Below are 24,725 nucleotides of genomic sequence, written 5' to 3' on the forward strand. Positions count from 1 at the left end.
GTGAGCGCCGAGCGACGCCAGCGCTGCCGGGCCTTGTATTGAGGGCAGGGAGGTTACTGAACGGCTTCGATGCGTTTGATCAGGTCGACGTAGGGCGCGCCGTATTTTTCGCGGATCGAAGCGGTGGCCTCGTAGAAGGGTTTCTTGTCGACGGTGATGAACTCGACGCCGGCGGCCTTGAGTTTCTCTTCACTGCTGGCCGACTTGGCGTCCCACAGCGTGCGCTCCTGGGCCTGCGCAGCCTTGGCGGCTTTTTTCACTAGGGTCTGCTGATCGGGGCTGAGTTTTTCCCAGGTGATTTTCGACATCACGATGGGCTCGGGCAGGATCAGGTGCCCGGTCAGGCTGTAGAACTTGGCGTTCTGGTAGTGGTTGTGTTCAAGCAGGGTCGGCGGATTGTTTTCCGCGCCATCGATGACGCCGGTCTGCAGGGCACTGAAGATTTCGCCGGTGTCCATGGCAATACCGTTGCCGCCCATGGCGTTGATGGTTTCGATGAACATCGGGTTGCCCTGCACGCGGATTTTCATGCCCTTGAGGTCCGCCAGGCTGCGCACCGGTTTCTTGGTGTAGATGTTGCGCGTGCCGCCATCCATCCACGCCAGCGCCACGAGGTTGAATTCGGAGTTGGTGATCTTGTCGAGGATCTCGTCACCGATTTCACCGTCGATGATTTTGCGCATGTGCGCCTGGTCACGGAACACGAACGGCATGTTGAACACGTTCACGTCCGGCACCACAGGGCCGACGATCCCGAGGCTGACGCGGGCCATCTGGATGGCGCCGACCTGGGCCTGTTCGACCACTTCCTTTTCCGAGCCGAGTACACCGCCGGGGAACATCTTGAAGGTCAGCTTGCCGTCACTTTCGGCAACCAGGGTCTTGCCCAACTGTTCTTCGGCGACCACGGTCGGATACCCGGCGGGGTGGATGTCGGCGAATTTGATTTCCAGCGCCTGGGCCGCGCTGCCGAAGGTGAGCGCGAGGGGGAGGGCGACGGCGAGCAACGTGCGTTTGAAGTCCATGAGGGGTTCTCCAGTCTTGTTATTTTTGTGTTCAAGGCACAGCAATGCAGCAAGGGCGGGTTACAGCAAATCGTCGAACATTGGCTCCGGCAGGCCTTTGACGCCGGGGTTGAGGGCGAACACGCCACCGGCCAGGGACTGCGGATCCTGGTCGTCGCCGGGGCGAATCGAAGTCACGAACAAGGTGTCCATCCGGCTGCCGCCGAAGGCGCACATGGTGGGTTTTTTAACCGGTACCTGCAGCGAGCGGTCAAGGCGACCGTCGGGGGTAAAACGATGGATCAGGCCGACGTCGTTGGCGCAGATCCAGTAGCAGCCATCGGCATCCACGGCTGCGCCGTCGGGGCGGCCGTAAAAATGGTTCATGTCCACGAACACCCGCCGGTTGGAGGGTGTGCCTGTCTCGGTGTCGTAGTCGAAAGCCCAGATCAGTTGGACGTTCGGGTGCGAGTCCGACAGGTACATGGTTTTGCCGTCCGGGCTGAAGCCCAGGCCGTTGGGCACGATGAAGCCATCAAGCTGTGCCTCGATCACGCCTGTTTGCCCGGCACCGTAACGATAGAGCCGGCCCTCGGACAGATTCAGACCCATGTTCAGCACCATGCTGCCGGCCCAGAACCGACCCTGGCGGTCGCAGCGACCGTCGTTCAGGCGCATGTCCTGGCGGTTGTGTTCCACCGGGCCGAGCAGGTCGCTGTCGAGGCTGCCATCGGCATGCGGTTGCAGGTGAAAGAATCCGCTCTCCATGCCGGCCACCCAGCCGCCGCGACTGTGTCGGGCGAGGCAGGCGAGCATCTCGGGCGCCTTCCAGGCGTGAACATGGCCAGTGTCGGCGTTCCAGCGCTGCAGGCCACCGTTGGGGATATCGACCCAGTACAAGGCGTTTTCCTGTGGCACCCAGACCGGGCTTTCACCCACAGCGTTGCGGGCGTCGACGATCAATTCGGCTTGCATACTCATTCCCTTGGTTTGTGCTTTTGGAGACGGACAAGCGCAGCGATCAATCGCCGAACGGGCCGGCCGCAACGAAGGCTCCGCCCTGGTAGATCCGCGCCGGGTCATCGGCTGCCGGCATGGGCTGCGCCTCGACCTTGTCGCGAAACACTTCGGAGGTGTCTTTGGCCTCGAAACCGAGGTGACTGGCGAAGCGGTTGTCCCACCACACATCCTTGTTGGCGGACATGCCATAAACCACGGTGTGGCCGACGTTGGGGGTGTACAGCGAACGTTCGAGCAGTTGGGTGAGATCGTCGAAGCTCAGCCAGGTGTGCATCATTCGGCGGTTCTGTGGTTCGGGAAACGACGAGCCGATGCGGATGCTGACAGTTTCGATGCCATAGCGATCGAAGTAGAAACTGGCCATGTCTTCGCCGTAGGACTTGGACAGACCGTAGTAGCCGTCGGGGCGGCGAGCAGAGCTGGCGTCGAGGTGTTCGTTCTGTTTGTAGAAGCCGATGACATGGTTGGAGCTGGCGAAAATCACCCGTTTCACACCGTGTCGGCGTGCCGCTTCATAGATATGGAATACGCCGCAGATGTTGGCGCCGAGGATTTCTTCGAAGGGGCGCTCCACCGAGACGCCACCGAAGTGCAGGATCGCATCCACGCCTTCGACCAGCTGATGCACGGCAGCTTTGTCGGCGAGGTCGCAGAGCACGATTTCTTCGCGGTCATCGATGGCCGGGGCGAGGGCGGCGATGTCCGACAGGCGCAGCACGTTGGCATACGGGCGCAGACGTTCACGCAGGACTTTGCCCAGGCCACCGGCGGCGCCGGTCAGCAGCAGGCGATTGAACGGAGTTGGGGCGGTGGAGGTGGACGTCATGGCAATCCCTTACACGTTGTTATTAGGTTTGTTGTAGGTTGTCGTATGACTGCGCTGAAGTATCGGTAGGGTTTCCGGAACTTGTCAACGCGACTTTCGGTGTAAGTGACGGAAGGCCGATTCACCCTCCGTTCACCCCATGCCAGGGTTTACAACAACGAAATCGGGTAACTGATGAAGATCCGGTTCTCGTCGAATTCATTGGTGCTGAAGTCCCGGCGAATCGTCGCGTTGCGCCATTTGACGTTGAGGTTTTTCAGCGGACCGCTCTGCACTGTGTAGGCCAGCTCCGACTCGCGCCCCCATTCCTTGCCGTCGGTGATGGTGCCGGTGTGCACGTTGTCACCGCTGATGTAGCGGTTCATCAGCGTCAGCCCGGGGACGCCGAGGACCACGAAGTTGTAGTCGTGGCGGATCTGCCAGGAACGCTCCTGCGCGTTGTCGTAGCTGGCGTTGTAGCTGTCGTTGGCCAGGGTGCCGCCGCTGGTGCCGTTGACGCGCATCCAGGCATCGTCGCCACTGAGTTTTTGCAGGCCGATGTAGAACGTGTTTTCGCCGTACCGGGCCGAGAGCATGGCGAAAGCGGTTTTGTTGTCGAGGTCGCCGGCCTGGGCGCTGCCATCTTCCTTGCCGGTGAAGAAACCGAGGTTGGCGCCCAGCGTCCAGTCGCCCAGCGGCTGGCTGTGGCTGAGGTTGAAGTACTGTTGTTGGTAGATGTCGCTGAGTTCGGCGTACCACAGACCGACAAGCGTGCGTTTGTCGTTGAAGGTGTATTCGCCGCCGCCAAAGTTGAAACGGTCGGAGGTGAAGGCGCCGCGGCCGTTCATCGACATGTCTTCCATGCTGGCATCGTTGCGTGGGCTGTTGCCACGGAACTGCCCGCCGTAAAGGGTCAGGCCATTGATTTCGGTAGAGGTGATCTGGCCGCCACGAAAGGTCTGGGGCAGGGAGCGACCATCGTCCGAGCGCAGGATGGGCAACACCGGCATCCATTCACCCACCTTCAGTTCGGTCTTCGACACCTTGGCCTTGAGCGCAACACCCAGTCGCCCGAAATTGTCCGCCGGGCGTCCGTCATCGTGAATCGGCAGCAGCTGCGTACCGCCCGTGCCTTTGCCGCCATCAAGCTTCTGCGAATACATACCCAGCACGTCCAGGCCAAAGCCGACGGTGCCCTGGGTAAAACCGGATTTGGCGTCGAGAATGAAGTTCTGCGTCCACTCTTCGGCCTTGCCCTGCGGATAGTTCGGGTTGACGAAGTTGCGGTTGAAGTAGGCGTTGCGCAGGTTCAGCGTGGCTTTGCTGTCTTCGAGGAAGCCCTCGGCATCGGCGCTCATCGGCAAGGCTAGGGCGAGACTGCCGCAGCCGATCAGGCTCAGGGTGGAACGCGGGCGGGGGATAGAAAAACGGGACGTGCGGACGGAATTGCAGACGAGTGTGCTCACTGTGACGCTCCCTGTTTCATTTGTTGTTTTTATTATTTGTTATACGTCGTCGTACAACATGGTTGCGGATATTTGCGAGGTTTTCCGGAAAAGTCAACAGGGCGTCGTACGATGACTTTGGGTGAGCGGGCAGCCCTCAAAGCGCTGTGAAGAGGGCTGCTTTCGGCACGTTTACTGGTTGTAGAGCGCTTCAGTGTTATCGATCAGGGGATTTTTTTCGGTCAGCACGATCTGCGCGATCTGATCCTTGCGCATGAAACTCACCTTCGAATGCGACTGGGCGTACCGGATGAAGCGCTCCATGGCCTCGACCATCGCCGGGGTGCCGCCGATGCGGTCGTGCAGACTCACCGACATCATCCGCCGCTTGCTCGCGCCTTCGGCGTAGAGGCGATCGAATTCCAGCACCAGTTGCTGATAGAACTGTTCGGCAGAGAAATGCCGGCCCTCGACCAGCACGATGTCGTTGTTGCGCAGGGTGTACGGCACCACGGCGAATTTGCGTCCACGAACCATGGTCACGAACGGCTCGTCGCGGCTGACATCGTCGATGTGATAGGTGAAATTCAGATCCTGCAGCACCTTCAACGTATTGGGGCTGCGGCGCAGCCAGTTGGCGTTGTAGCCGACCGAGCGCTGACCGGTGATTTTTTCCACCGCGGCGACGCCATCACCGATGAACTGTTTTTCCTGGGCGTAATTCATGTTGTACGAGTCGGCCCAGCGCATGCCGTGGGCCGCCAGTTCATGGCCACGCTCGGCAATCGCCTTGGCCAGGTCCGGGTGCTTGAGCGCCGCTTCGCCGACCACGTGGGAGGTGACTTTAATGCCGGTGCGATCCCACAGATCGAGCATGCGCCACAGGCCTTCCTTGTAGCCGTAATCGAACCAGGTCTGCGCCGGTAGATCCGGGTAGCCTTTTGGCAGCGGTGTGCCGGAGAACGGACTTTCAGCGCCCTCGGGCTGGCCGCCGGTTTCGAATTGCATCGACACCGAAATGACCAGTTGCGAGCCATCCGGCCACGGGCGTTCCTGAGCGAAGGTGAGGGCTGGCAGCAACAGCGCGGCGGCCAGCAGGTTTTTCAGCAGACGCGGGGAGCGTTGCCAACGGGGAGTGGTCATATCGGGCACCTTTCAGGTTGAGAAGTGCTGCAAGGTTGGCATCCGCTACGCTTTGGAAAAATCCGCTGCGGGCGAGATGTCTTTTAAACAGAATTTACGAATCGCGATGCACGAATTCCTGGTGGGAGCGAGCCTGGATAGGTGTTTGGTCAGGATTTGCGGCACACTTAAGCGACTACAAGACAAGGCCTTTCAATGGATCAATACGCCCCGCGCAACTGGCAGCCGCACGAGAAGCCCAGTCTGCCCGGCTCCCCCTCGACGCCGCTGCACTCCAACCCCAAGCGTCTGGCTTATGCGCTGGTGGGCTTGCTGGTGGCGGTAACCGGTGGGCTGGGTAATGCGCTGGTGGTCGCCAACCTGCCTTATCTGCAAGGCGCGCTCGGGGCGACGACGGCGGAGATGGCCTGGCTGCCGGCGGCGTATGTGATGACCAACGTGTCGATGAACCTGCTGCTGGTGAAGTTTCGCCAGCAGTTCGGCCTGCGGGCGTTCACCGAGGTGTTTCTGGTGCTGTATGCGCTGGTGACCTTCGGCCATCTGTTCGTCAATGACCTGAATTCGGCGATCGCCGTGCGTGCGGCCCACGGCATGGTTGGCGCGGCGCTCAGTTCACTGGGCCTGTATTACATGGTGCAGGCGTTCCCGGCCAAATGGCGGATGAAGGCGCTGGTGCTGGGCCTCGGCACCTCACAGCTGGCCTTGCCACTGGCGCGACTGTTTTCCGAAGACCTGCTGCAGATCGCCGAATGGCGCGGCCTGTACCTGTTTGAACTGGGTATGGCGCTGCTGTCGTTGGGCTGCGTCCTGATGCTCAAACTGCCGCCGGGTGACCGGTTCAAGACCTTCGAACCGCTCGACTTCCTGACCTTCGCGATCCTCGCCAGCGGCGTCGCGCTGTTGTGCGCGGTGTTGTCCCTGGGGCGGATCGACTGGTGGCTGGAGGCCGACTGGATCGGTATCGCCCTGGCCGCGTCGATTGCGCTGATTCTCGCGGGGCTGGCCATCGAACATAACCGCAGCAACCCGATGCTGATGACCCGCTGGCTCGGCAGCGGGGTGATGATCCGCCTGGCGCTGGCGGTGATCCTGATTCGCATGGTGACCTCGGAGCAATCCACCGGCGCCGTGGGCTTCATGCAGAACCTGAACATGAGCAGCCAGCAGCTTCATAGCCTGTATGTGGTGATGCTGATCGGCAGCGTCGCCGGGTTGCTGACCAGTGCGCTGACCATCGACCCGAAACACCTGCTGATGCCGCTGATCATTTCGCTGGCGTTGATGGCCACCGGCTCGATCATGGACAGCTCATCGAACAACCTGACCCGCCCCGGCAACCTGTATTTCAGCCAGTTCCTGCTGGCGTTCGGCAGTACGTTCTTCCTCGGGCCGACCATGGTGCTGGGCACGCGCAACGTGCTGACCAACCCGCGCAACCTCGTGAGTTTTTCGGTGTTGTTCGGGATCTGCAACAACCTCGGCGGCCTGATCGGCGCGGCGTTGCTGGGAACTTTCCAGATCGTGCGCGAGAAATTTCATTCCAGCCACATCGTCGAGCAACTGGTGATGTCCGACCCGCGTGTCGCCGCCCGGGTGCAGAGCGGCGGATCGGCGGTCGGCTCCGTGATTGCCGACCCGAGTCTGCGCAATCTGCAAGGCATTCGCAGCCTGGCCAACGCCGCCACGCGCGAAGCCAACGTACTGGCCTATAACGATGTGTTCATGCTGATTGCGGTGATCGCGATCCTGACCATGATCTGGATTTCCATCCGTGCGCTGTGGCTGATCAGTACCACCAAAACCGTCGCCCCGACACCTTCCGTACCTTCCAGCGGTGCCACTTCTTCATGACCGAACCGACCACTACGACCACCAATGCCATCGCCGCCACCCCTGAAGGTGTGGCGCCGCCGTCATCACCGAACACCGAGCCGCGTTCGTTGCGGGTGCGGATCATCTCGTCGCTGGGCTTTGCCGCGATTGCCATCGTCGGTGTGCTGATCGTGCTTTACGCCTGGCAACTGCCGCCGTTCAGCAGCGCAGTTGAGACCACCGAAAACGCCTTGGTGCGCGGGCAGGTGACGATCATCGGCCCGCAGCTCAGTGGGTATGTGTTTGAAGTGCCGGTGCAGGACTTCCAGTTTGTGAAAGAAGGCGATTTGCTGGTGCGTCTCGATGACCGCATCTATCAGCAACGTCTCGACCAGTCGCTGGCACAACTGGCGGTGCAGAAGGCCTCGCTGGCCAACGTGGTGCAGCAGCGCAATAGCGCCGAAGCCACGATCAAGCTGCGGCAGGCGGTGGTGGCCGACAGCGAGGCGCAGTTGCGCAAAAGCGAGGCCGACTTGCGACGCAACAAGGCGCTGGTCAATGACGGTTCCGTGTCCAAGCGTGAGATGGACGTGGCGCTGGCCGCCAATGCGCAAAGCATTGCGGCGGTGGCGCAGGCCAAGGCCAATCTGGAGATCGCCCGGCAGGATCTGCAAACGGTGATCGTCAATCGCGGCTCACTGGAAGCGGCGGTGGCCAGTGCCGAGGCGGCGGTGCAGTTGGCGCGGATCGATTTGTCCAACACCCGGATCATCGCCCCGCGCGACGGTCAGCTCGGGCAGATCGGCGTGCGTCTGGGCGCTTACGTCAACTCCGGGGCGCAGTTGATGGCGCTGGTGCCGAACCAGAAATGGGTGATCGCCAACCTCAAGGAAACCCAGATGGACAATGTGCGCGTGGGGCAGCCGGCGAGTTTCACCGTCGATGCCTTGAACCACCGCAAATTCACCGGCCATGTGCAGCACATCTCACCAGGCACCGGTTCCGAATTCGCGTTGTTGCAGGCCGACAACGCCACCGGCAACTTCGTGAAAATCGCCCAGCGGGTGCCGGTGCGCATCACCATCGATCCGGATCAGCAGGAAAGCGAGCGCCTGCGGCCGGGGATGTCGGTGGTGGTCAGCATTGATACGGCGGCGGGTGACACCCAGAAACACTGACCTCAGGCGGCGGTCATCGGCGGCAAGGTGCCAAGCACGGAAACCGCCGCCACGGCGCCGATCCCCAGCAGCCATTCGAGCATGACGCTGCGCTTGAGGGTGTCGAGCCGTTGTTCGCAATCGTTGATCCGCAGGCGATTGAACAGCGCCAGGGCGAGCATGCCAAACACCAGCAGCGCCTTGATCAACAGGATCAGGGCGAAGCCCGAGAACAGCGGTGTCGGCCACCATTGGCCGGTGAGCACGCGCACATTGATCAGCCCGGTGATCAGCAGGCCGGCGACCAGTGCGTAACCGAGCCCGCTGAAACGCTGCAAAACTTCGCGCATGTCTTTGTCAGGTTGGCGCAGGATCATTACCAGCATCAGCAGCCCGCCGAGCCAGGCGCCGACGCAGGTCAAATGAATGACTTGATTGAGGATCAGCATTTGCCCGCTGAAGCCATCGAGCATCGCCCCGTGTCCGACCGGTGCCAGCGTCATCAGCAGCAGCGCACTCAGGCCCAGCCGCAATGGCTGGCTCGAACGCCACGGCGTCAACAGCAACGCCAGCAACAGCGCATTGATCAACAGATGCCAGCGCCAGACCTGACCGAAAAACGTATGACCGAGAACCAGCTCGACGGTGGGCGGATCAAACGCGGCCGCCGCCGATCCGGCCATGCTTGCGGTAATCAACAACGCCCAGATGACGCCGCTGGCCAAGGCAATCGCTACCAGCCAGCGAGCCAGTCGCGCGAGGTGCCGATCCAGCGTCGGCGCTTCACCCTTGAGCAGCAGCGGCCGGAACAGCCAGGCCCCGAACAGCATCAACACCACGATGAAATGCAGGAACCGGCACAGCACCAGCGCTTCACTCATGAATTACTGGCCAACCTTGAACTGATAGGCGCCTTCGCTTGTGTGTGTGTCGACCGACACCGCATGCCATTCGACCTTGTACTCGCCAGCGGTCAGCGGTGTTTCGGGGGTGACGATCAGGGTTTTCTTGTCACCTTCGGTGGTCAGCGGTTTGACCGTCACCGGCTTGCCATCGTGGGTCACGGTGACTTTGGTGAAGCTGGCTTCGACGCCTTCGGAAAACACCAGGCGCAGATCGGCCGGTGCCGCGACGGTGCTGTCGGCAGCCGGAGTTTGGCTTTTCAGATGGGCGTGGGCGAACGCCTGGGAAGTGACGATCAGCGAAGCCAGCAGCGCGCCAGCGGTGAAGAGTTTTTTCATCGGCATGGAAAGATTCCTTTCAGTGAAATGGCCGGCTGAGTATAGAACGTGGATCACAGGGCTTTCAGGCGCATGTGAATGACCGGAAAGGGCCGGCCTTCGCCGTCGAGTGCCGAGCGGCCGATGTCTTCGAATCCGTAGTGACGGTAGAAGCCGTGGGCTTGCGGGTTCTGTTCGTTGACGTCGACCTTCAGCAGTGGGCGGCGGACATGGTCGAGCAAGCGCCGGCCGATGCCCTGGCCACGCTGGGCCGGGTCGATGAACAGCATCTGCACGGTGTCGTCGTCGGTGGCGATGAAGCCTGCCGGGGAGTGGTCGGGGTTCTCGAAAACCTGCACGTCCAGGGCGGGCAGGTAGGTGTCACGCACCAGCGGGAACAGCCGGTGGATGTCGTCTTCCGGGAGGAAATCGTGGGTGGCGCGGACCGAGCGCTCCCACAGTGCGGCGAGCTGCGGATCATCCGCAGCGATGCGCTTTCGAATGGTCATGGGCAGGATCCTTCAGTGTCTGACGGGGAGAAGGAGGGCGATCCTAAACCAGAAAAAAGCCCAAGTGTGTGAAGAATCGTTCTCGGCTGTCGCCCCGTGCCCAGAGCGGATGCTAGTCTTCAACCACGTTGTCTTCAGGGAGCCCTCATGGGCAATCACAAGATCGAAATCCGCCGCACCAACGTCGACAAGATCCTGCTGGCGGCGGAGAAAGTCTTCGCCGAGAAAGGTTTCGGCGGCACCGCCATGGCGGACATCGCCGCGGAAGTGCAGCTGCCGCGCTCCAATCTGCATTACTACTTTTCGACCAAGAGCGAGCTGTACAGCGCGGTGCTGTTCGACCTGCTGGAAGTGTGGAAGCAGGACGCGCTGTGCTTCGAGATGTTCGACGATCCGCGCGTGGTGCTCAGCAGCTACATCCGCGCCAAGATGAACCACTCGCGCAGCCGGCCTTACGGTTCGAAAGTCTGGGCCAACGAAATCATCCACGGCGCCCCGACCCTCGGCGAGGCGCTGGATGTGAGCCTGTACGACTGGGCGAAGATGAAGGAGGCGAAGATCCGGCAGTGGGTGGAGGACAAGCGGATTCTGCCGGTGGAGCCGTCGAGCCTGCTGTACATGATCTGGGCCTCGACGCAGCACTATGCGGACTTCGATCATCAGGTGAATATTCTGAATGAGCACCAGCCGCTGTCGGACATGCAGTTCGAGCGGGCGGTGCAGACGGTGACGAGTGTGATTTTGCGGGGGATCGGGTTGGAGCCCTGAGTCTTGTGGTGGCCGTGCTGGCCTCTTCGCGAGCAGGCTCGCTCCCACAGGAAAGTGCATTCCAAATGTGGGAGCGAGCCTGCTCGCGAAAGCGTCGGGTCAGAAACCGCCGAGCTCAAGGGCTGACGTGGTAGGGATTGCGCGGATCATGATTCCAGTCCAGAAACGGCTTGCCCGTTTCCATCGGCACCATCTCGATGCAATCCGCCACCGGACAAGTGATCTGGCACAGATTGCACCCCACACACTCATCATCGATCACTTCATATTTATGCGTTCCATCGGCCTGTTTCAGGCTGCTGATCGCCTGGTGTGAAGTGTCTTCGCAGGCAATGTGGCAACGCCCGCAACCGATGCATGCCTCCTGGTCGATCTTCGCAATCACCTGATAGTTGATGTCCAGGTACTTCCAGTCCGTGGTGTTGCCCACCGCGCGCCCGGAAAACTCGGCAATGCTGGCGTAGCCTTGACTGTCCATCCACCGCGACAGGCCATCCTTCATCTCATCGACAATCCGGAAGCCATGCAGCATCGCCGCCGTGCACACCTGCACCGCGCCGCTGCCCAGTGCGATGAACTCCGCCGCATCACGCCAGCTGCCAATGCCGCCGATGCCGCAGATCGGCAGGCCCTGGGTCTGTGGATCACGGGCGATTTCCGCGACCATGTTCAACGCGATCGGCTTCACTGCCGAGCCGCAATAACCGCCGTGGGTGCTTTTGCTGCCGACGGTGGGCAGGGCGACCATGTGTTCGAGGTCGACGCTGGTGATCGAGTTGATGGTGTTGATCAGCGACACCGCATCCGCGCCACCCCGGTGTGCAGCGCGGGCGGCGACGCGGATGTCGGTGATGTTCGGCGTCAGTTTGACGATCACCGGCAGCGAGCAATAGGTCTTGCACCAGCGCGTAACCTGTTCGACGTACTCCGGCACCTGACCGACCGCTGCGCCCATGCCGCGCTCGGGCATGCCGTGTGGGCAGCCGAAGTTCAATTCGATGCCATCGGCGCCGGTGGCTTCCACCAGCGGCAGGATGTGTTTCCACGACTCTTCGACGCACGGCACCATCAGCGAAACGATCAGCGCGCGGTCCGGCCAATCCTTTTTCACCTGGGTGATTTCCCGCAGGTTGATTTCCAGCGAGCGGTCGGTGATCAGTTCGATGTTGTTGATGCCCAGCACTTCGCGGTTGTTGCCGTAATGCGCCGAGTAGCGCGACGACACGTTGACCGCCGCCGGGTCTTCACCCAGGGTTTTCCACACTACGCCACCCCAGCCGGCTTCGAAGGCGCGCACCACGTTGTAGGCCTTGTCGGTCGGCGGCGCGGAGGCCAGCCAGAACGGATTGGGGGCTTTGATACCGGCGAAGACAATCGAGAGATCGGCCATTTACGCAGCCTCCACGTTGAGCATCAGTTGAGCGTTGATCGCCTCGGCGGCGCGTTTGCCGTGTTGCACCGCTTGCACGGTCAGGTCCTGATCGAGGCTGGTGCAGTCGCCGCCGGCATACACGCCGGGGATGCTGGTGCGCAGGTTTTCATCGACCTGAATCCGTTCGCCCTGACGCTTGAGTTCGCGGGCCAGCGGGTCGGCGAGGGCGCTGCCGTCGAAGGCCTGGCCGATGGCTTTGAAGATTGCATCGGCGGCCAACTCGAAAGTCTCGCCAGTGGTTTGCAGGCGACCGTCCACCAGCTGGGAGCGGGCGAAGCGCATGCCACGCACCTTGCCTTGGGCATCGAGCAGCACCTCATCCGGTTGCGCCCAGGTCAGCAGCCGCACCTGATTGGCCTTGGCGATGTCCTGTTCGTGGCCGGTGGCGCCCATGTCCGCTGCGCCACGGCGATAGACCAGATTGACGTCACGGGCACCGAGGCGGGCCATTTGCACGGCCATGTCGATGGCGGTATTGCCGGCGCCGAGGACGATGCAGCGCTCGGCCAGCGGCAGTTGCGACAGGTCATCAGCCTGGCGCAGTTCGCGGATATAGTCGGTGGCGGCGAGCAGGCCGGGAGCGTCTTCGTGGGCCAGGCCGAGTTGCTTGCTCGCATTGAGACCGAGGCCGAGGAACACTGCGTCGAACTGTTGATGCAGTTCGCTCAAAGTCAGGTTGTCGCCGAGTTTCTGGCCGTGACGGATTTCGATGCCGCCTATCTGCAGGAGGAAATCCAGCTCCTTCTGCGCGTAGTCGTCGACCAGTTTGTACTTGGCGATCCCGTATTCGTTGAGCCCGCCAGCCTTCTCCCGCGCTTCGAAAATCACCACGTCATGCCCGTGCATCGCGCTGCGATGTGCGCAGGACAAACCCGCCGGGCCGGCACCGACCACGGCGATGCGTTTGCCGGTGGCGGCGGCGCGCTGGAACGGGTGTTCGGTGAAGTGCGCGTTGTCCACGGCATAACGCTGCAGCAGGCCGATCAGCACCGGCGCGCATTCGTGGGCGTTGTTGCGCACGCAAGCTTGCTGGCAGAGGATCTCGGTCGGACAGACCCGTGCGCAACTGCCGCCGAGGATGTTTGCCGAAAGGATTTTCTGCGCCGCGCCGGGCACGTTGTCCTGATGGATATTGCGGATGAACGACGGAATGTCGATCTCGCTCGGGCACGCATTCACGCACGGCGCGTCGTAGCAATACAGGCAGCGCGAGGCTTCCAGATGCGCCTGGCGGTCGTTGAGCGGCGGCGCCAGATCAGTGAAATGGCCGGCGAGGGCGGCCGCACTTTCGTGCGGGTGCGGGAGATGGTTCAGGGTCTCGATCACGGTTTTTTGCCTCACGGTTATTTGAGGTTTTCTGCCTCTGTCGGGCAGTGGTTTTTTGTGGTGTTTGAACTGGCCTCATCGCCAGCAGGCTGGCTCCCACATTTGGAATGCGTACACCTGTGGGAGCTAGCCTGCTAGCGATGGCCGAAGGCCTGGATTTCAGCGTTTAACCGCAACCGGCCTGTGCAACTCCGCCCGCTTGCTCAGCAAATCAAACACCGCCGGATACGCCGGCCGTTCGATATAGCGGCCTGCGCCACGCTCGGCGCGCAGGTCGCCGTCGGCCCAGACCACCCGGCCCTGGCTGACGGTATGGCTCGGCACGCCGGTCACGGTCTTGCCTTCGAAGATGTTGAAATCCACCTGCTGATGGTGGGTCTTGGCGGAGATGGTGCGGGTGCCTTGCGGATCCCACAGCACCAGGTCGGCATCGGCGCCGACGCGGATCGCGCCCTTGCGCGGGTAGAGGTTGAAGATCTTCGCAGTGTTGGTGGAGGTGAGGGCGACGAAGTCCTGCATCGACAACCGCCCCGAGTTCACCCCTTCATCCCACAACACCGCCATGCGGTCTTCGATGCCGGCGGTGCCGTTGGGGATCTTGCTGAAATCGTCACGGCCGGCGGCTTTCTGCTCGGCGCAGAAGCAGCAATGGTCGGTGGCGGTGGTGTGCAGATTGCCGCTTTGCAAGCCATGCCAAAGCGCGTCCTGGTGCCCGCGCGGACGAAACGGCGGGCTCATCACGTAACCGGCGGCGGTTTGCCAGTCCGGATGCTGGTAGACACTGTCGTCCAGCAGCAGATGCCCGGCCAGCACTTCGCCGTAAACCGGTTGGCCCTTGCTGCGGGCATAGGTGATTTCGTCGAGGGCTTCCTTGGTCGAGACGTGCACCAGGTACAGCGGCGTGCCGATGGTTTCAGCGATCCGGATTGCCCGGCTCGCGGCTTCGCCTTCAACCTGCGATGGCCGCGACAGTGGATGCGCTTCCGGCCCGGTGATGCCCTGAGCCATCAACTTGCGTTGCAGGTGATAGACCAGCTCGCCGTTTTCCGCGTGCACGGTCGGCACCGCGCCGAGTTCCAGGCAGCGCTCGAAGCTCGCCACCAGCGTGTCGTCGGCGGCCATGATCGCGTTCTTGTAAGCCATGAAATGCTTGAAGCTGTTGATCCCGTGATGGCTGACCAGCTCGGCCATTTCCTCCCGCACCTGCTCGCTCCACCAAGTGATCGCGACGTGGAAGCCGTAGTCGGACGCGGACTTCTCCGCCCAGCCGCGCCACTGGTGAAAGGCTTCGAGCAGCGACTGCTGCGGATTGGGAATCACGAAATCGATGATCGAGGTGGTGCCGCCGGCCAGGCCAGCGGCGGTGCCGCTGTAGAAGTCTTCGCTGGCTACGGTGCCCATGAACGGGAGTTGCATGTGGGTGTGCGGATCGATGCCGCCGGGCATCAGGTATTGACCGCTGCCGTCGAGCACTTCGGCGCCGGCGGGAACATCCAGGTTTTCACCAATGGCTTTGATCACGCCGTCAGCGCAATAGACATCGGCGCGGTAACTTTCATCATGGGTAACAACGGTGGCGCCACGGATCAACAGAGACATTCCGAGTTCCTCGCAGGCATGACCGACTTGTGCCGGTTCTAGTGTTTTATTGTTTGCGGCGCCAAATGCGTAATCTTGTCAGCGCTGTCAGGAATAGACGCTAGTCGCAGTTCTGCAATTGATCAAGATTATTTTTTATAAGCTTATGACTTTTTTAAGTTGCTGATAAATAACGATAAAAATACAAAATCACCAAAATGGTGAGGCGCTTCACCATTTTGACGCACTTGACAGGTTGGAAATATGAGCAAGATTTCCTATGTGAAATCAGCCGCTTGAAGTTGAGCGGAGAGTGATGCTTCCCGAAGAAAAATAATGCAGTGCACCAGATTGAGTCCTGACAGTTCGGACAACTTGCCTGGCATTTAGCCTGAGTGTTCAGTCAAGTTTTCGCGGCCTCACAAGGTGAATAATTAAAACTGATAAACATCAGTCAGTTACAAAAAGATCAAAGCACGGCCCCAGCGCCAAGCGGTTCCCCCGGCACGTTTATTGATGCCGCCGCTGACACCATGGCCGGTGCATGAAAGTTGTCAGTTCCTCCGGCCATCGTCCGGCTCGCACCTGCGTGTGCAGCCGTCTGATGAGCAAAAAAATAATCAGAAGAACAGTGGAGCGGCCATGCAACAGAACAGATCGCAAGTGACCGAGCGCGACGGCTTGTTCGAACTCGAAGCCGGCAGCGACGTCCTCGACAGTCCCCGATACAACCACGATATGGCACCGACCAAGGTGCGCGAACGAACCTGGAACAAATGGCACATCACTGCGCTGTGGGTCGGCATGTCGATCTGCGTGCCGACCTACACCCTCGGCGGCGTGCTCACCGCGTATTTCGGCCTCACCGTCGGCGAGGCCTTGCTGGCGATTCTGTTTGCCAACGTCATCGTCCTGATTCCCCTCACGCTCAATGCGTTTCCCGGCACCAAATACGGGATTCCGTTTCCAGTGTTGCTGCGCTCGTCGTTCGGGATTCTCGGCTCCAATGTGCCGTGCCTGATCCGCGCGCTGGTGGCGTGCGGCTGGTTCGGCATCCAGACCATGTTCGGCGGGCTGGCGATTCACCTGTTTCTCGGCTCGGTGTTTGACGGCTGGAAATCCCTCGGCGGGACGGGAGAGGTGATCGGTTTCATGGTCTTCTGGGCGCTCAACCTGTGGGTGGTGATCCGTGGCGCTGAGTCGATCAAATGGCTGGAAACCCTGTCGGCGCCGCTGCTGGTGGCGGTCGGCATCGGGTTGCTGGTATGGGCCATGCCGAATGTGTCGATGACCGAGTTGCTGGCGATTCCGCCGAAGCGTCCCGAGGGCGCGAGCGTGGTCAGCTATTTCGCCGCCGGGCTGACGGCGATGGTCGGTTTCTGGGCCACCCTGTCGCTGAACATTCCTGACTTCAGCCGGTATGCCCGCAGCCAGAAAGATCAGATCCTCGGGCAGATTTTCGGCCTGCCGCTGACCATGTTCCTGTTCGCTGCGCTGGGCGTGGTGATGACCGCTGCGTCGGTGAAACTGGTGGGCGTCAGCGTTTCCGATCCGGTGACGTTGATCGGCCATATCCAGAGCCCGGTGTGGGTCGCGGTGGCCATGGCGCTGATCATCATCGCCACGCTGTCGACCAACACCGCCGCCAACATCGTCTCGCCAACCAACGACTTCCAGAACATCGCGCCCAAAGTGATCAACCGCACCAAAGCGGTGATCCTTACCGGATTCGTCGGTCTGGCGCTGATGGGCCATGAGCTGCTGAAGAAACTCGGGCTGATCGTCTCCGATGTCAGCCTGGAAACCGTGTATTCGAACTGGCTGCTGGGCTATTCCAGCCTGCTCGGGCCGATTGCAGGGATCATGTTGGTGGACTATTTCCTGATCAAGAAACAGCAACTGGACCTGGCTGGCCTGTACCGCGACGACGTGTACCCGGCGTGGAACTGGGCCGGGTTCATCGCCTTCGGCGTGCCGGTGGTGCTGACCCTGCTGTCGTTGGGCAGCAGCGCATTCAGCTGGTTCTACAGCTACGGCTGGTTCACCGGCTCGGCGCTGGGCGGGTTGATCTATTACGGGTTGTGCGCGATGCGTGCGCAGCCTTCTGTCGCGAAATCACCGGTGTGATGGAGGGCCTTATCGCGAGCAGGCTCGCTCCCACATTTGGAATGCGTTCCCCTGTGGGAGCGAGCCTGCTCGCGAAGACGGCCTGACTAACGCCGGAGATGTATCCGAAGAAACTCATAAGAAAACTGCCTGAGGAGATCCCCATGAACGCAGCCGTAGACGTTCTGCAATCGACCCATCAGCACATCAACCGCGACCGCTTATGGGCGTCGCTCATGGAGCTGGCGAAGCTCGGCGCGACGGTCAAGGGCGGGGTCTGTCGACTGGCCCTGACCGACCTCGACCGCCAGGCCCGCGACCTGTTCGTGCAATGGTGCAAGGACGCCGGTTGCAGCGTCACGGTCGATGAAGTCGGCAACATCTTCGCCCGCCGCCCCGGCCGCAACCCGAACCTGCCCCCGGTGATGACCGGCAGTCACATCGACACCCAGCCCACCGGCGGCAAGTTCGACGGTTGCTTCGGCGTGCTCGCCGGGGTCGAGGTTCTGCGCACCCTCAACGACCTCGGCGTGGAAACCGAGGCACCGCTGGAAGTGGTGGTCTGGACCAACGAAGAAGGCTCGCGCTTCGCCCCGTGCATGATGGGCTCCGGCGTGTTCGCGGAAAAATTCACCCTCGAAGAAACCCTGGCCAAGGTCGATGCCGACGGCGTAACGGTTGGCGAAGCGTTGAACGCCATCGGCTACGCCGGGCCGCGCAAGGTCAGCGGGCACAAGGTCGGCGCCTATTTCGAAGCGCACATCGAACAAGGCCCGATTCTTGAGGACGAGCAGAAAACCATCGGCGTAGTACTCGGCGCACTGGGGCAGAAGTGGTTCGACCTGAAACTGCGCGGCGTCGAAGCCCACGCCGGCCCGACCCCGATGCACCTGCGCAAGGATGCACTGGTCGGCGCCTCGGTGATCGTCGGCGCGGTCAATCGCGCTGCCCTCGGCCACCAACCCCACGCGTGCGGCACGGTCGGTTGCCTGCAAGCCTATCCGGGTTCGCGCAACGTCATCCCCGGCGAGGTACGCATGACCCTCGACTTCCGCCACCTGGAGCCGGCACGCCTCGACTCGATGATCGCCGAGGTCAAGCAAGTCATCGAAGCCACCTGCGAAGAACACGGCCTGACCTATGAACTGACCCCGACCGCCGACTTCCCGCCGCTGTACTTCGAAAAAGGCTGCGTCGACGCGGTTCGTGGCGCCGCCAAAGGTCTGGGCCTGTCGCACATGGACATCGTCAGCGGCGCCGGCCACGACGCGATTTTCCTCGCCGAACTCGGCCCGGCGGGGATGATTTTCGTGCCGTGCGAAGGCGGTATCAGCCACAACGAAATCGAAAACGCCGCGCCGGACGATCTGGCGGCCGGCTGTGCGGTGTTGCTGCGGGCGATGCTGGCGGCTTCGGCGGCGGTGGCGGGCAAGCAACGCGCGGCGTAAAGCCAGGGTTGGGTAGTCAAGAGACTGTGGCGATCTGGCAGATCGCCGCAGACACCCGGCTCAAGTTGTTCTTTTGTGGCTCAGCTCTGCCTTGCGCCGTTCCTTGCCATCCAGGCTGCCGATGTTCAACAGCCTTCTTTCGATCATCACGTTTTCCAGTGCCTGCCGCTCTGCCGGGTCCATCTGGTGTTCGCGCTTTTTCAGCTCCAACAGAATGGGTGTGGACCACGTGCGATAGGTCCGTTCGGTAATACGGTCGCTCGTCATTTGTCTCTCCTTGATCAGATGCCCGGCCGCAGGCGCGGACACAATCCGTCGAGGTACTAACGTTAGACGAGAAAGCCGCGAGGCGCTAATAGTCAACGCTCAATCGTGGTTGGCACGATCACAACCGTCCGCGGTCGTAAATTTCACATGCGCGAACTTGTGGAGAATCAATGAGCCGGGACGTCCTGACCACCGAAACCAATCGCCGTCAGTTGCAGCAAATCATTGCCGGGCTGTCCGACGGGGTGATTCTGCTGGAGATCGACCAGACGATTCTCTGGGCCAACGAAGCGGCGCTGGCGATGCATGGCGTCAGCCGCATCGGAGAGCTGGGCAACAACGCCGGGGAATATGCCGAGCGCTTCAATCTGCGGTATCGCAACAACCACGCGCTGGCACCGGAGCAGTACCCGATCTGCCGTGTGGCCGCCGGCGAAACCTTCAGCGACGTGCTGGTGGAAGTCTCCCCGTGCAGTGACGAGGAACGCACCTGGGTACACAGTGTGCGCAGCATGGTGCTGACCGATCGCGATGGCGAGGTCGAGTCGCTGGTGCTGATCATGAGCGACGTCACCGATTGGGCCAACGCCGAGCAGCGCTTCGAAAAAACCTTCAATGCCAACCCGGCGCCGGCGGTGATCTGCCGCCTCAGCGATCTGCGTTATATCAAGGTCAATCCGGGGTTTCTGGAAATGACCGGCTACGCCCGCGATCAGGTGATCGGTGCCTCGACCTATGAGCTGGACATTCTCGAACGGGCCGAGCGCAAGGATCTGGCGATCCAGCGCCTGCGTGATGTCGCGACCATTCCGCAGATGCAGGCCGAACTGCGTCTGCCGGACGGTGGCAGCAAACAGGTTATCGTTGCCGGCCAGCCGTTGGTGCTCAACGACGAAGACTGCATGCTGTTTTCGTTCGTCGACATGGAGCCACGGCACAAGGCCGAGGTCGCCCTGCGCCAGAGTGAGGAGCGGTTCGCCAAGGCCTTTCGCCTGACGCCGGTGCCGATCCTGATTTGCAGTGCCGACGAGCAGCGGCTGATCGATGTCAACCAGGCCTTCCTCGATACCTTGGCTTACGACAGCGACGACGTGCTCGGCAAGACCGTCGCGCAACTGGACTTCATCGATGAAAAGGCTGAGCGCGCCCGCTTGCTGGCGGCGCTGGAGAAGACCGGCCGGGTCGATCGCGCCGATATGCGAATCCGCAAGAAAAACGCCGAAGTGCTGGAGTGCGCGGTGTCCGCTGACACCGTCAACATCCAGAACACAGTGTGCTATCTGCTGGTGCTGATGGACATCACCGAGCGCAAGCACACTGAGCTTGAACTGGTGGCAGCGATTGAAGAGGTGATGAAGGATGCGTCGTGGTTCAGCCGCACGCTGATCGAAAAGCTGGCCAATGTGAAGAAGATCAACTCGCCGCAGTTGCCCAGCGTTTCGTTCACCGATCTGACCGCCCGCGAGCGCGATGTTCTGGGGCTGATCTGCGAGGGGCTGGCGGACAAGGAAATTGCTGCACGGTTGAAACTGGCGCCGAATACAGTGCGCAATCATGTGGCGACGGTTTATTCCAAGCTGGATGTGCACAGCCGCAGCGAGGCGATTGTCTGGGCCCGCGAACGGGGGTTGTTCTCGGGGAGCAGCCGGGGACAGCGCTAAGGTGCAAATGCACTAGTTCATGAGGTGCAAATTCGGGTGTCTGACAAGGCAGGCTGTTCTTAGGCTGGTGGGGTGCGATGCGGGTTTCGTTCGTGATCGTGTCCCTTCCGTCGTTGTTATTGGATCAGACCATGAATGTGTTGTTTGTCATTGAACCTGGCGTGTTGCGTCGATTTTCGGAGCTGGCGCGATGATTTATCTGACGCAGTTGCGGGCGCAACTTGAGCGTAGTTTTTCGCCGTTGGCTTGTGAGTGTGTGGTGGATGGGGATCATTCGCTTACGGTGAAGCTGTATCACCCGGCTTCCGGGCAGGTTGATCTGGTGATTAGTGGGTTGAGTCTGGATGCGTTGCGTACTTCGGAAGCGGTGGATGCTTTGGTTGATGAGTTGCGGTATGAGCTTGAGAGTAATTCGTTGCGAACGCCGGGGTGAACTTGGCGGCCTCTGGGCCGACCAGGTTCTTGTTCGGTTTGGGTGAATATCCGGTTCTTCGGGTGCAGCCGCTGGCGGTTTCGCCCTTACGGCGAGTCACCTTTTCCAAACGCCGAAAAGGTAACCCAAAAGGCTTTACCCTGACGTACGGCACCTCGCTTTGGCTCGGTGTCCCTTCGCTCCGGGATTGATCCGGGGGCATCGCCTACGGTTTGCTTCGCTGCACCTCCTCTCGATGCATGCGGCTGCGCCGCACGGTCGCTTCGCTCCCACCCCCGGATCAATCCCTCCACTCAGCCTGCCGACGGGGCTAGCACGTCAAAAGCCTTTCTCGAGCTAACGCTCATCGTGGTGAGTGGTGAGTGGTGAGGAGCGAGGAGCGTAGGGCCGATTTTGATCGTTCCCACGCTCCGCGTGGGAATGCAGCCCAGGACGCTCTGCGTCCCAATCCGACTTTCACCTGTGGGTGATGGCTTGTCGGCGGTGGCGATGGATCAGTCGACTCATTCCGAAAATCGACAGCAAATCCTGCCAGTTCGAGCCATTTCACTGGCACTCACCCCCCACTGGTCTATAAGGAATGAGTGGTTCGGTTTCCATAACCGGGCGTTGTCCTGCTCGGCGACGGGAGTTTTCTTCCATTCATCGCGGGTCATCCTATGAACAATCCTGGGAAACGCGTGTGTGCTTCGTTGTTGTCGGCTTTCGGTCTGGTGCTGCTCAGTGGTTGCGCCAGTCCTCCACCCCCTCCGCCGGCAGCACCACCTCCACCACCTGAGCGCACTTGTCAGGTCATGGAAAATACCGAGGTCGCCGGTGATGCCTATGCCGACGGGCAAGTGACTCGACACATCACCAAGACCCGTTGCGTCACTCAATAAGCCGGGCGCCGTTGAAGGCGCGGGTCGAGTGGATTGTGCTGGTGGCCGATCTGGTTGGCACCGCAGTCTTTGCCGTGGAAGGCGCGATTGCGGCGATGCGCAGTCAGCTCGATCTGCTCGGGGTGATGGTGATTGCGTTTATCGTCGCGCTCGGTGGCGGGGTGACCCGTGATCTGTTGATCGGTGCTACGCCGCCCAAGGCTGTGGCGGACTGGCGCTATCCGGCGCTGGCGTTTGCCATGGGCGGGGTGGCGTTTGTTTTTCATGAGCTGGTGCTTGGGTGGTCCGGTTCGACGCTGATCGTGCTGGATGCGGCGGGATTGGCTCTGTTTGCCGTGGCCGGGGCGCAGAAGGCGTTGAATTTCGGGATCTCGCCGTTTGTGGCCATGTTGATGGGCACGATTACCGGGGTCGGTGGCGGGGTGCTGCGTGACATTGTGCTGGCGCGGGTGCCGGTGGTGTTGCAGGCGGATTTGTATGCCAGCTCGGCGTTTGTCGGGGCGGCAGTGTTGATCGTCGGGCGCAGGCTGGGTGTGCCACCGGTAGCGGCTGCGTTGCTGGCCGGGGCGGCGTGTCTGTTGTTGCGGTTGTTGTCGGTGCATTTCGGCTGGCAGTTGCCGAAGGTTCTGGAGGCATGACCTTCAAATTGTGGGAGCGAGCCTGCTCGCGAAAGCGTTATGACAGTCACATAGGTCTTAACTGGACTGACGCAATCGCGGGCAGCTCGCTCCCACAGGGCTTTTCAGGGCCTGATCAGGACAGGAATCCGCCGTCCACGTTCAGCGACACGCCGGTGGTGTAGCTCGAGGCGTCGCTCGCCAGGTACAGCACGGCGCCGGCCATTTCGCTCGGGTCGGCGACGCGTTTGAGCGGGATCTGTGTCAGGGCCTGTTTCAGGATCGCGTCGTTCTTAACCAGGGCCGAGGCGAATTTGGTGTCGGTCAGGCCCGGCAGCAGGGCGTTGCAGCGGATGCCGAACTGCGCGCATTCCTTGGCGAAGACTTTGGTCATGTTGATCACCGCAGCCTTGGTCACCGAGTAGATGCCCTGGAAGATCCCCGGCGAAATGCCGTTGATCGACGCCACGTTGATGATGCTGCCGCCGCCGTTTTCGCGCATCAGCTTGCCGGCTTCCACCGACATGAAGAAGTAGCCGCGGATGTTCACGTCGACAGTTTTCTGGAAGGCGCCAAGGTCGGTGTCCAGCACGTTGCAGAACTGCGGGTTGGTCGCGGCGTTGTTGACCAGGATGTCCAGCCGGCCGAACTGTTCCTTGATCCCGGCGAAGACCTGGCTGATCTGTTCCATTTCGCCGATGTGGCAGGCGATCGCTGTGGCCTTGCCGCCGGCGGCGATGATGGCGTCGGCCACGTGCTGGCAGCCTTCGAGTTTGCGGCTCGAAACGATCACATGTGCGCCTTGTTGGGCCAGCAGTTTGGCGATGGCTTCACCGATGCCACGGCTGGCGCCGGAGACGAAAGCGATCTTGCCGTCGAGGTCGAACAACTGAGTCTTGGACATGGGATTCCCTTGTAGTAAGCCTTGTTATAACGCCGTCATCAGAGGCTGGATTTGGCAATGACCTGCAGGCTCATCTGCTCCAGCAGTTTGTTCATGTGAATGAACTGCGCGAAGCGTTTGTCCTGGGTCTGTCCATGGAAGAAGCGGTAGTAGATCTGCTGCACGATGCCGGCCAGGCGGAACAGGCCGTAGGTGTAGTAGAAGTCGAAATTGTCGATCCGGATCCCCGAACGCTCGGCGTAATAGTCGACGAATTCGCGGCGGGTGAGCATCCCTGGCGCGTGGCTTGGCTGACGGCGCATCAGTTGCACCGGTGCTGGGTCGTCGGCCTGGATCCAGTAGGCGAGGGTGTTGCCCAGGTCCATCAGCGGATCGCCGAGGGTGGTCAGTTCCCAGTCGAGCACGCCGATGATCTGCATCGGGTTGTTCGGGTCGAGGATGACGTTGTCGAAGCGGTAGTCGTTGTGGACGATGCTGGAGGTCGGGTGGTCGGCCGGCATCTTGTCGGTGAGCCAGGCTTTGACCTGTTCCCAGTGCGGAGCGTCCGGGGTCAGGGCTTTTTCGTAACGCTCGCTCCAGCCTTTGATCTGGCGGGCGACGTAGCCTTCAGGCTTGCCCAGATCGCCGAGGCCGCAGGCGTTGTAATCCACCCGGTGCAGCTCGACGAAACGGTCGATGAAACTCTTGCACAGGGCTTCGGTTTTCGCTGAATCCAGCCCCAGTTCAGGCGGCAGGTCCGAGCGCAGGATGATCCCCTTGACCCGTTCCATCACGTAGAACTCGGCACCGATCACCGAATCGTCGGTGCAGTGCACGTAGGCTTTTGGGCAATACGGGAAACCGTCGCGCAACTGGTTAAGGATGCGGAATTCGCGGCCCATGTCGTGGGCGGACTTGGCCTTGTGGCCGAACGGCGGACGGCGCAGGACGAATTCCTGGTCCGGGTATTCCAGCAGGTAGGTCAGGTTCGACGCGCCGCCGGGAAATTGGCTGATCTGCGGTGTGCCGGTCAGGCCCGGAATGTGCGCCTTGAGGTACGGATCGATCAGGCTGGCATCGAGTTCTTCGCCAGAGCGGATACGGGTGGACTGGTCAGTAAGCGCCATGCTTATCCCTTCTGCTTATTTTGGAGGCCAGACATCATTGGCTAATCTAATGGCGCGCTCGGGTCGTCACAAGCGCGGTCCGG

The 24,725-nt window shown here is 61.2% G+C and carries 22 protein-coding genes; 8 read left to right on the plus strand and 14 right to left on the minus strand.

The window, feature by feature from the left end:
* Window positions 1-53: 53 nt before the first annotated feature.
* From CAF76_RS21495 to CAF76_RS21515, 5 genes are all read right to left on the minus strand, one after another.
* Window positions 54-1,025 carry a TRAP transporter substrate-binding protein gene (locus CAF76_RS21495; RefSeq protein ID WP_064597546.1) on the minus strand — a complete coding sequence of 324 codons (972 nt, stop codon included), beginning with the start codon at window positions 1,023-1,025 and terminating at the stop codon, window positions 54-56.
* A 60-nt stretch (window positions 1,026-1,085) separates the two neighbouring features.
* Window positions 1,086-1,979, minus strand: a complete 894-nt coding sequence (locus CAF76_RS21500) for an SMP-30/gluconolactonase/LRE family protein (protein WP_085648331.1) — start codon at window positions 1,977-1,979, stop codon at window positions 1,086-1,088.
* 46 nt (window positions 1,980-2,025) lie between these two features.
* The gene (locus CAF76_RS21505) at window positions 2,026-2,850 is read right to left on the minus strand and encodes an NAD(P)-dependent oxidoreductase (RefSeq protein ID WP_085648332.1); all 825 of its coding nucleotides are present in this window, start codon (window positions 2,848-2,850) and stop codon (window positions 2,026-2,028) included.
* 149 nt (window positions 2,851-2,999) lie between these two features.
* Window positions 3,000-4,295, minus strand: a complete 1,296-nt coding sequence (locus tag CAF76_RS21510; protein ID WP_085648333.1) for an OprD family porin — start codon at window positions 4,293-4,295, stop codon at window positions 3,000-3,002.
* A 171-nt stretch (window positions 4,296-4,466) separates the two neighbouring features.
* Window positions 4,467-5,417: a polysaccharide deacetylase family protein gene (locus CAF76_RS21515; RefSeq protein ID WP_085648334.1), complete on the minus strand. Its 951-nt coding sequence runs from the start codon at window positions 5,415-5,417 to the stop codon at window positions 4,467-4,469.
* A gap of 195 nt (window positions 5,418-5,612) precedes the next feature.
* Between CAF76_RS21515 and CAF76_RS21520 the strand changes: the two genes are divergently transcribed.
* Both CAF76_RS21520 and CAF76_RS21525 read left to right on the plus strand, forming a co-directional pair.
* The gene (locus CAF76_RS21520) at window positions 5,613-7,268 is read left to right on the plus strand and encodes an MFS transporter (protein ID WP_085648335.1); all 1,656 of its coding nucleotides are present in this window, start codon (window positions 5,613-5,615) and stop codon (window positions 7,266-7,268) included.
* Window positions 7,265-8,407: an HlyD family secretion protein gene (locus CAF76_RS21525; protein ID WP_039767224.1), complete on the plus strand. Its 1,143-nt coding sequence runs from the start codon at window positions 7,265-7,267 to the stop codon at window positions 8,405-8,407. Before CAF76_RS21520 ends, CAF76_RS21525 begins: the two co-directional genes overlap by 4 nt.
* A 2-nt stretch (window positions 8,408-8,409) precedes the next feature.
* Here the strand turns inward: CAF76_RS21525 and copD are convergent, their stop codons facing one another.
* The 3 genes from copD to CAF76_RS21540 are packed head-to-tail and all read right to left on the minus strand — an operon-like array spanning window position 8,410 to window position 10,115.
* Window positions 8,410-9,267: a copper homeostasis membrane protein CopD gene (gene copD, locus CAF76_RS21530; protein ID WP_085648336.1), complete on the minus strand. Its 858-nt coding sequence runs from the start codon at window positions 9,265-9,267 to the stop codon at window positions 8,410-8,412.
* Between the two features lie 3 nt (window positions 9,268-9,270).
* Entirely contained in the window at window positions 9,271-9,633 is a 363-nt protein-coding gene (gene copC / locus CAF76_RS21535) for a copper homeostasis periplasmic binding protein CopC (protein WP_085648337.1), read from the minus strand.
* Between the two features lie 47 nt (window positions 9,634-9,680).
* Window positions 9,681-10,115, minus strand: a complete 435-nt coding sequence (locus tag CAF76_RS21540) for a GNAT family N-acetyltransferase (RefSeq protein WP_085648338.1) — start codon at window positions 10,113-10,115, stop codon at window positions 9,681-9,683.
* A 147-nt stretch (window positions 10,116-10,262) separates the two neighbouring features.
* On the opposite strand from CAF76_RS21540, the gene CAF76_RS21545 reads away from it, so the two are divergent.
* The gene (locus CAF76_RS21545; RefSeq protein WP_007952885.1) at window positions 10,263-10,883 is read left to right on the plus strand and encodes a TetR/AcrR family transcriptional regulator; all 621 of its coding nucleotides are present in this window, start codon (window positions 10,263-10,265) and stop codon (window positions 10,881-10,883) included.
* Window positions 10,884-10,998: 115 nt separating this feature from the next.
* On the opposite strand, the gene preA is transcribed toward CAF76_RS21545, so the two are convergent.
* The 3 genes from preA to hydA all read right to left on the minus strand — a co-directional run bounded on the left by preA (window position 10,999) and on the right by hydA (window position 15,240).
* The gene (gene preA / locus CAF76_RS21550) at window positions 10,999-12,273 is read right to left on the minus strand and encodes an NAD-dependent dihydropyrimidine dehydrogenase subunit PreA (RefSeq protein WP_085648339.1); all 1,275 of its coding nucleotides are present in this window, start codon (window positions 12,271-12,273) and stop codon (window positions 10,999-11,001) included.
* Window positions 12,274-13,641 (minus strand): NAD(P)-dependent oxidoreductase, encoded by a 1,368-nt coding sequence (locus CAF76_RS21555; protein ID WP_085648340.1) that lies wholly within the window; start codon window positions 13,639-13,641, stop codon window positions 12,274-12,276.
* 159 nt (window positions 13,642-13,800) lie between these two features.
* On the minus strand, window positions 13,801-15,240 hold the full coding sequence (gene hydA, locus CAF76_RS21560; RefSeq protein ID WP_085648341.1) for a dihydropyrimidinase: 1,440 nt from the start codon (window positions 15,238-15,240) through the stop codon (window positions 13,801-13,803).
* Window positions 15,241-15,861: 621 nt separating this feature from the next.
* Between hydA and CAF76_RS21565 the strand changes: the two genes are divergently transcribed.
* A complete protein-coding gene (locus CAF76_RS21565; protein WP_085648342.1) occupies window positions 15,862-17,346 on the plus strand; it encodes an NCS1 family nucleobase:cation symporter-1 in 1,485 nt (494 codons plus the stop codon).
* Window positions 17,347-17,489: 143 nt separating this feature from the next.
* Window positions 17,490-18,773 (plus strand): Zn-dependent hydrolase, encoded by a 1,284-nt coding sequence (locus CAF76_RS21570; RefSeq protein ID WP_085648343.1) that lies wholly within the window; start codon window positions 17,490-17,492, stop codon window positions 18,771-18,773.
* A 60-nt stretch (window positions 18,774-18,833) separates the two neighbouring features.
* Here the strand turns inward: CAF76_RS21570 and CAF76_RS21575 are convergent, their stop codons facing one another.
* Window positions 18,834-19,040: a hypothetical protein gene (locus CAF76_RS21575; protein WP_085648344.1), complete on the minus strand. Its 207-nt coding sequence runs from the start codon at window positions 19,038-19,040 to the stop codon at window positions 18,834-18,836.
* A 170-nt stretch (window positions 19,041-19,210) separates the two neighbouring features.
* Between CAF76_RS21575 and CAF76_RS21580 the strand changes: the two genes are divergently transcribed.
* The 3 genes from CAF76_RS21580 to CAF76_RS21590 all read left to right on the plus strand — a co-directional run bounded on the left by CAF76_RS21580 (window position 19,211) and on the right by CAF76_RS21590 (window position 22,653).
* Window positions 19,211-20,701 carry a helix-turn-helix transcriptional regulator gene (locus CAF76_RS21580; protein WP_085648345.1) on the plus strand — a complete coding sequence of 497 codons (1,491 nt, stop codon included), beginning with the start codon at window positions 19,211-19,213 and terminating at the stop codon, window positions 20,699-20,701.
* Window positions 20,702-20,891: 190 nt separating this feature from the next.
* The gene (locus CAF76_RS21585) at window positions 20,892-21,134 is read left to right on the plus strand and encodes a DUF1652 domain-containing protein (protein WP_039767197.1); all 243 of its coding nucleotides are present in this window, start codon (window positions 20,892-20,894) and stop codon (window positions 21,132-21,134) included.
* A gap of 865 nt (window positions 21,135-21,999) precedes the next feature.
* On the plus strand, window positions 22,000-22,653 hold the full coding sequence (locus CAF76_RS21590; protein ID WP_236189071.1) for a trimeric intracellular cation channel family protein: 654 nt from the start codon (window positions 22,000-22,002) through the stop codon (window positions 22,651-22,653).
* Window positions 22,654-22,768: 115 nt separating this feature from the next.
* Here CAF76_RS21590 and CAF76_RS21595 read toward each other — a convergent pair whose 3' ends face one another.
* The gene (locus CAF76_RS21595; protein WP_064380507.1) at window positions 22,769-23,536 is read right to left on the minus strand and encodes an SDR family oxidoreductase; all 768 of its coding nucleotides are present in this window, start codon (window positions 23,534-23,536) and stop codon (window positions 22,769-22,771) included.
* 38 nt (window positions 23,537-23,574) lie between these two features.
* Window positions 23,575-24,642 carry a phosphotransferase family protein gene (locus tag CAF76_RS21600; protein ID WP_085648346.1) on the minus strand — a complete coding sequence of 356 codons (1,068 nt, stop codon included), beginning with the start codon at window positions 24,640-24,642 and terminating at the stop codon, window positions 23,575-23,577.
* Window positions 24,643-24,725 lie beyond the last annotated feature (83 nt).

It is taken from the genome of Pseudomonas sp. B40(2017) (assembly GCF_002112855.1).
Taxonomy (GTDB): domain Bacteria; phylum Pseudomonadota; class Gammaproteobacteria; order Pseudomonadales; family Pseudomonadaceae; genus Aquipseudomonas; species Aquipseudomonas pharyngis.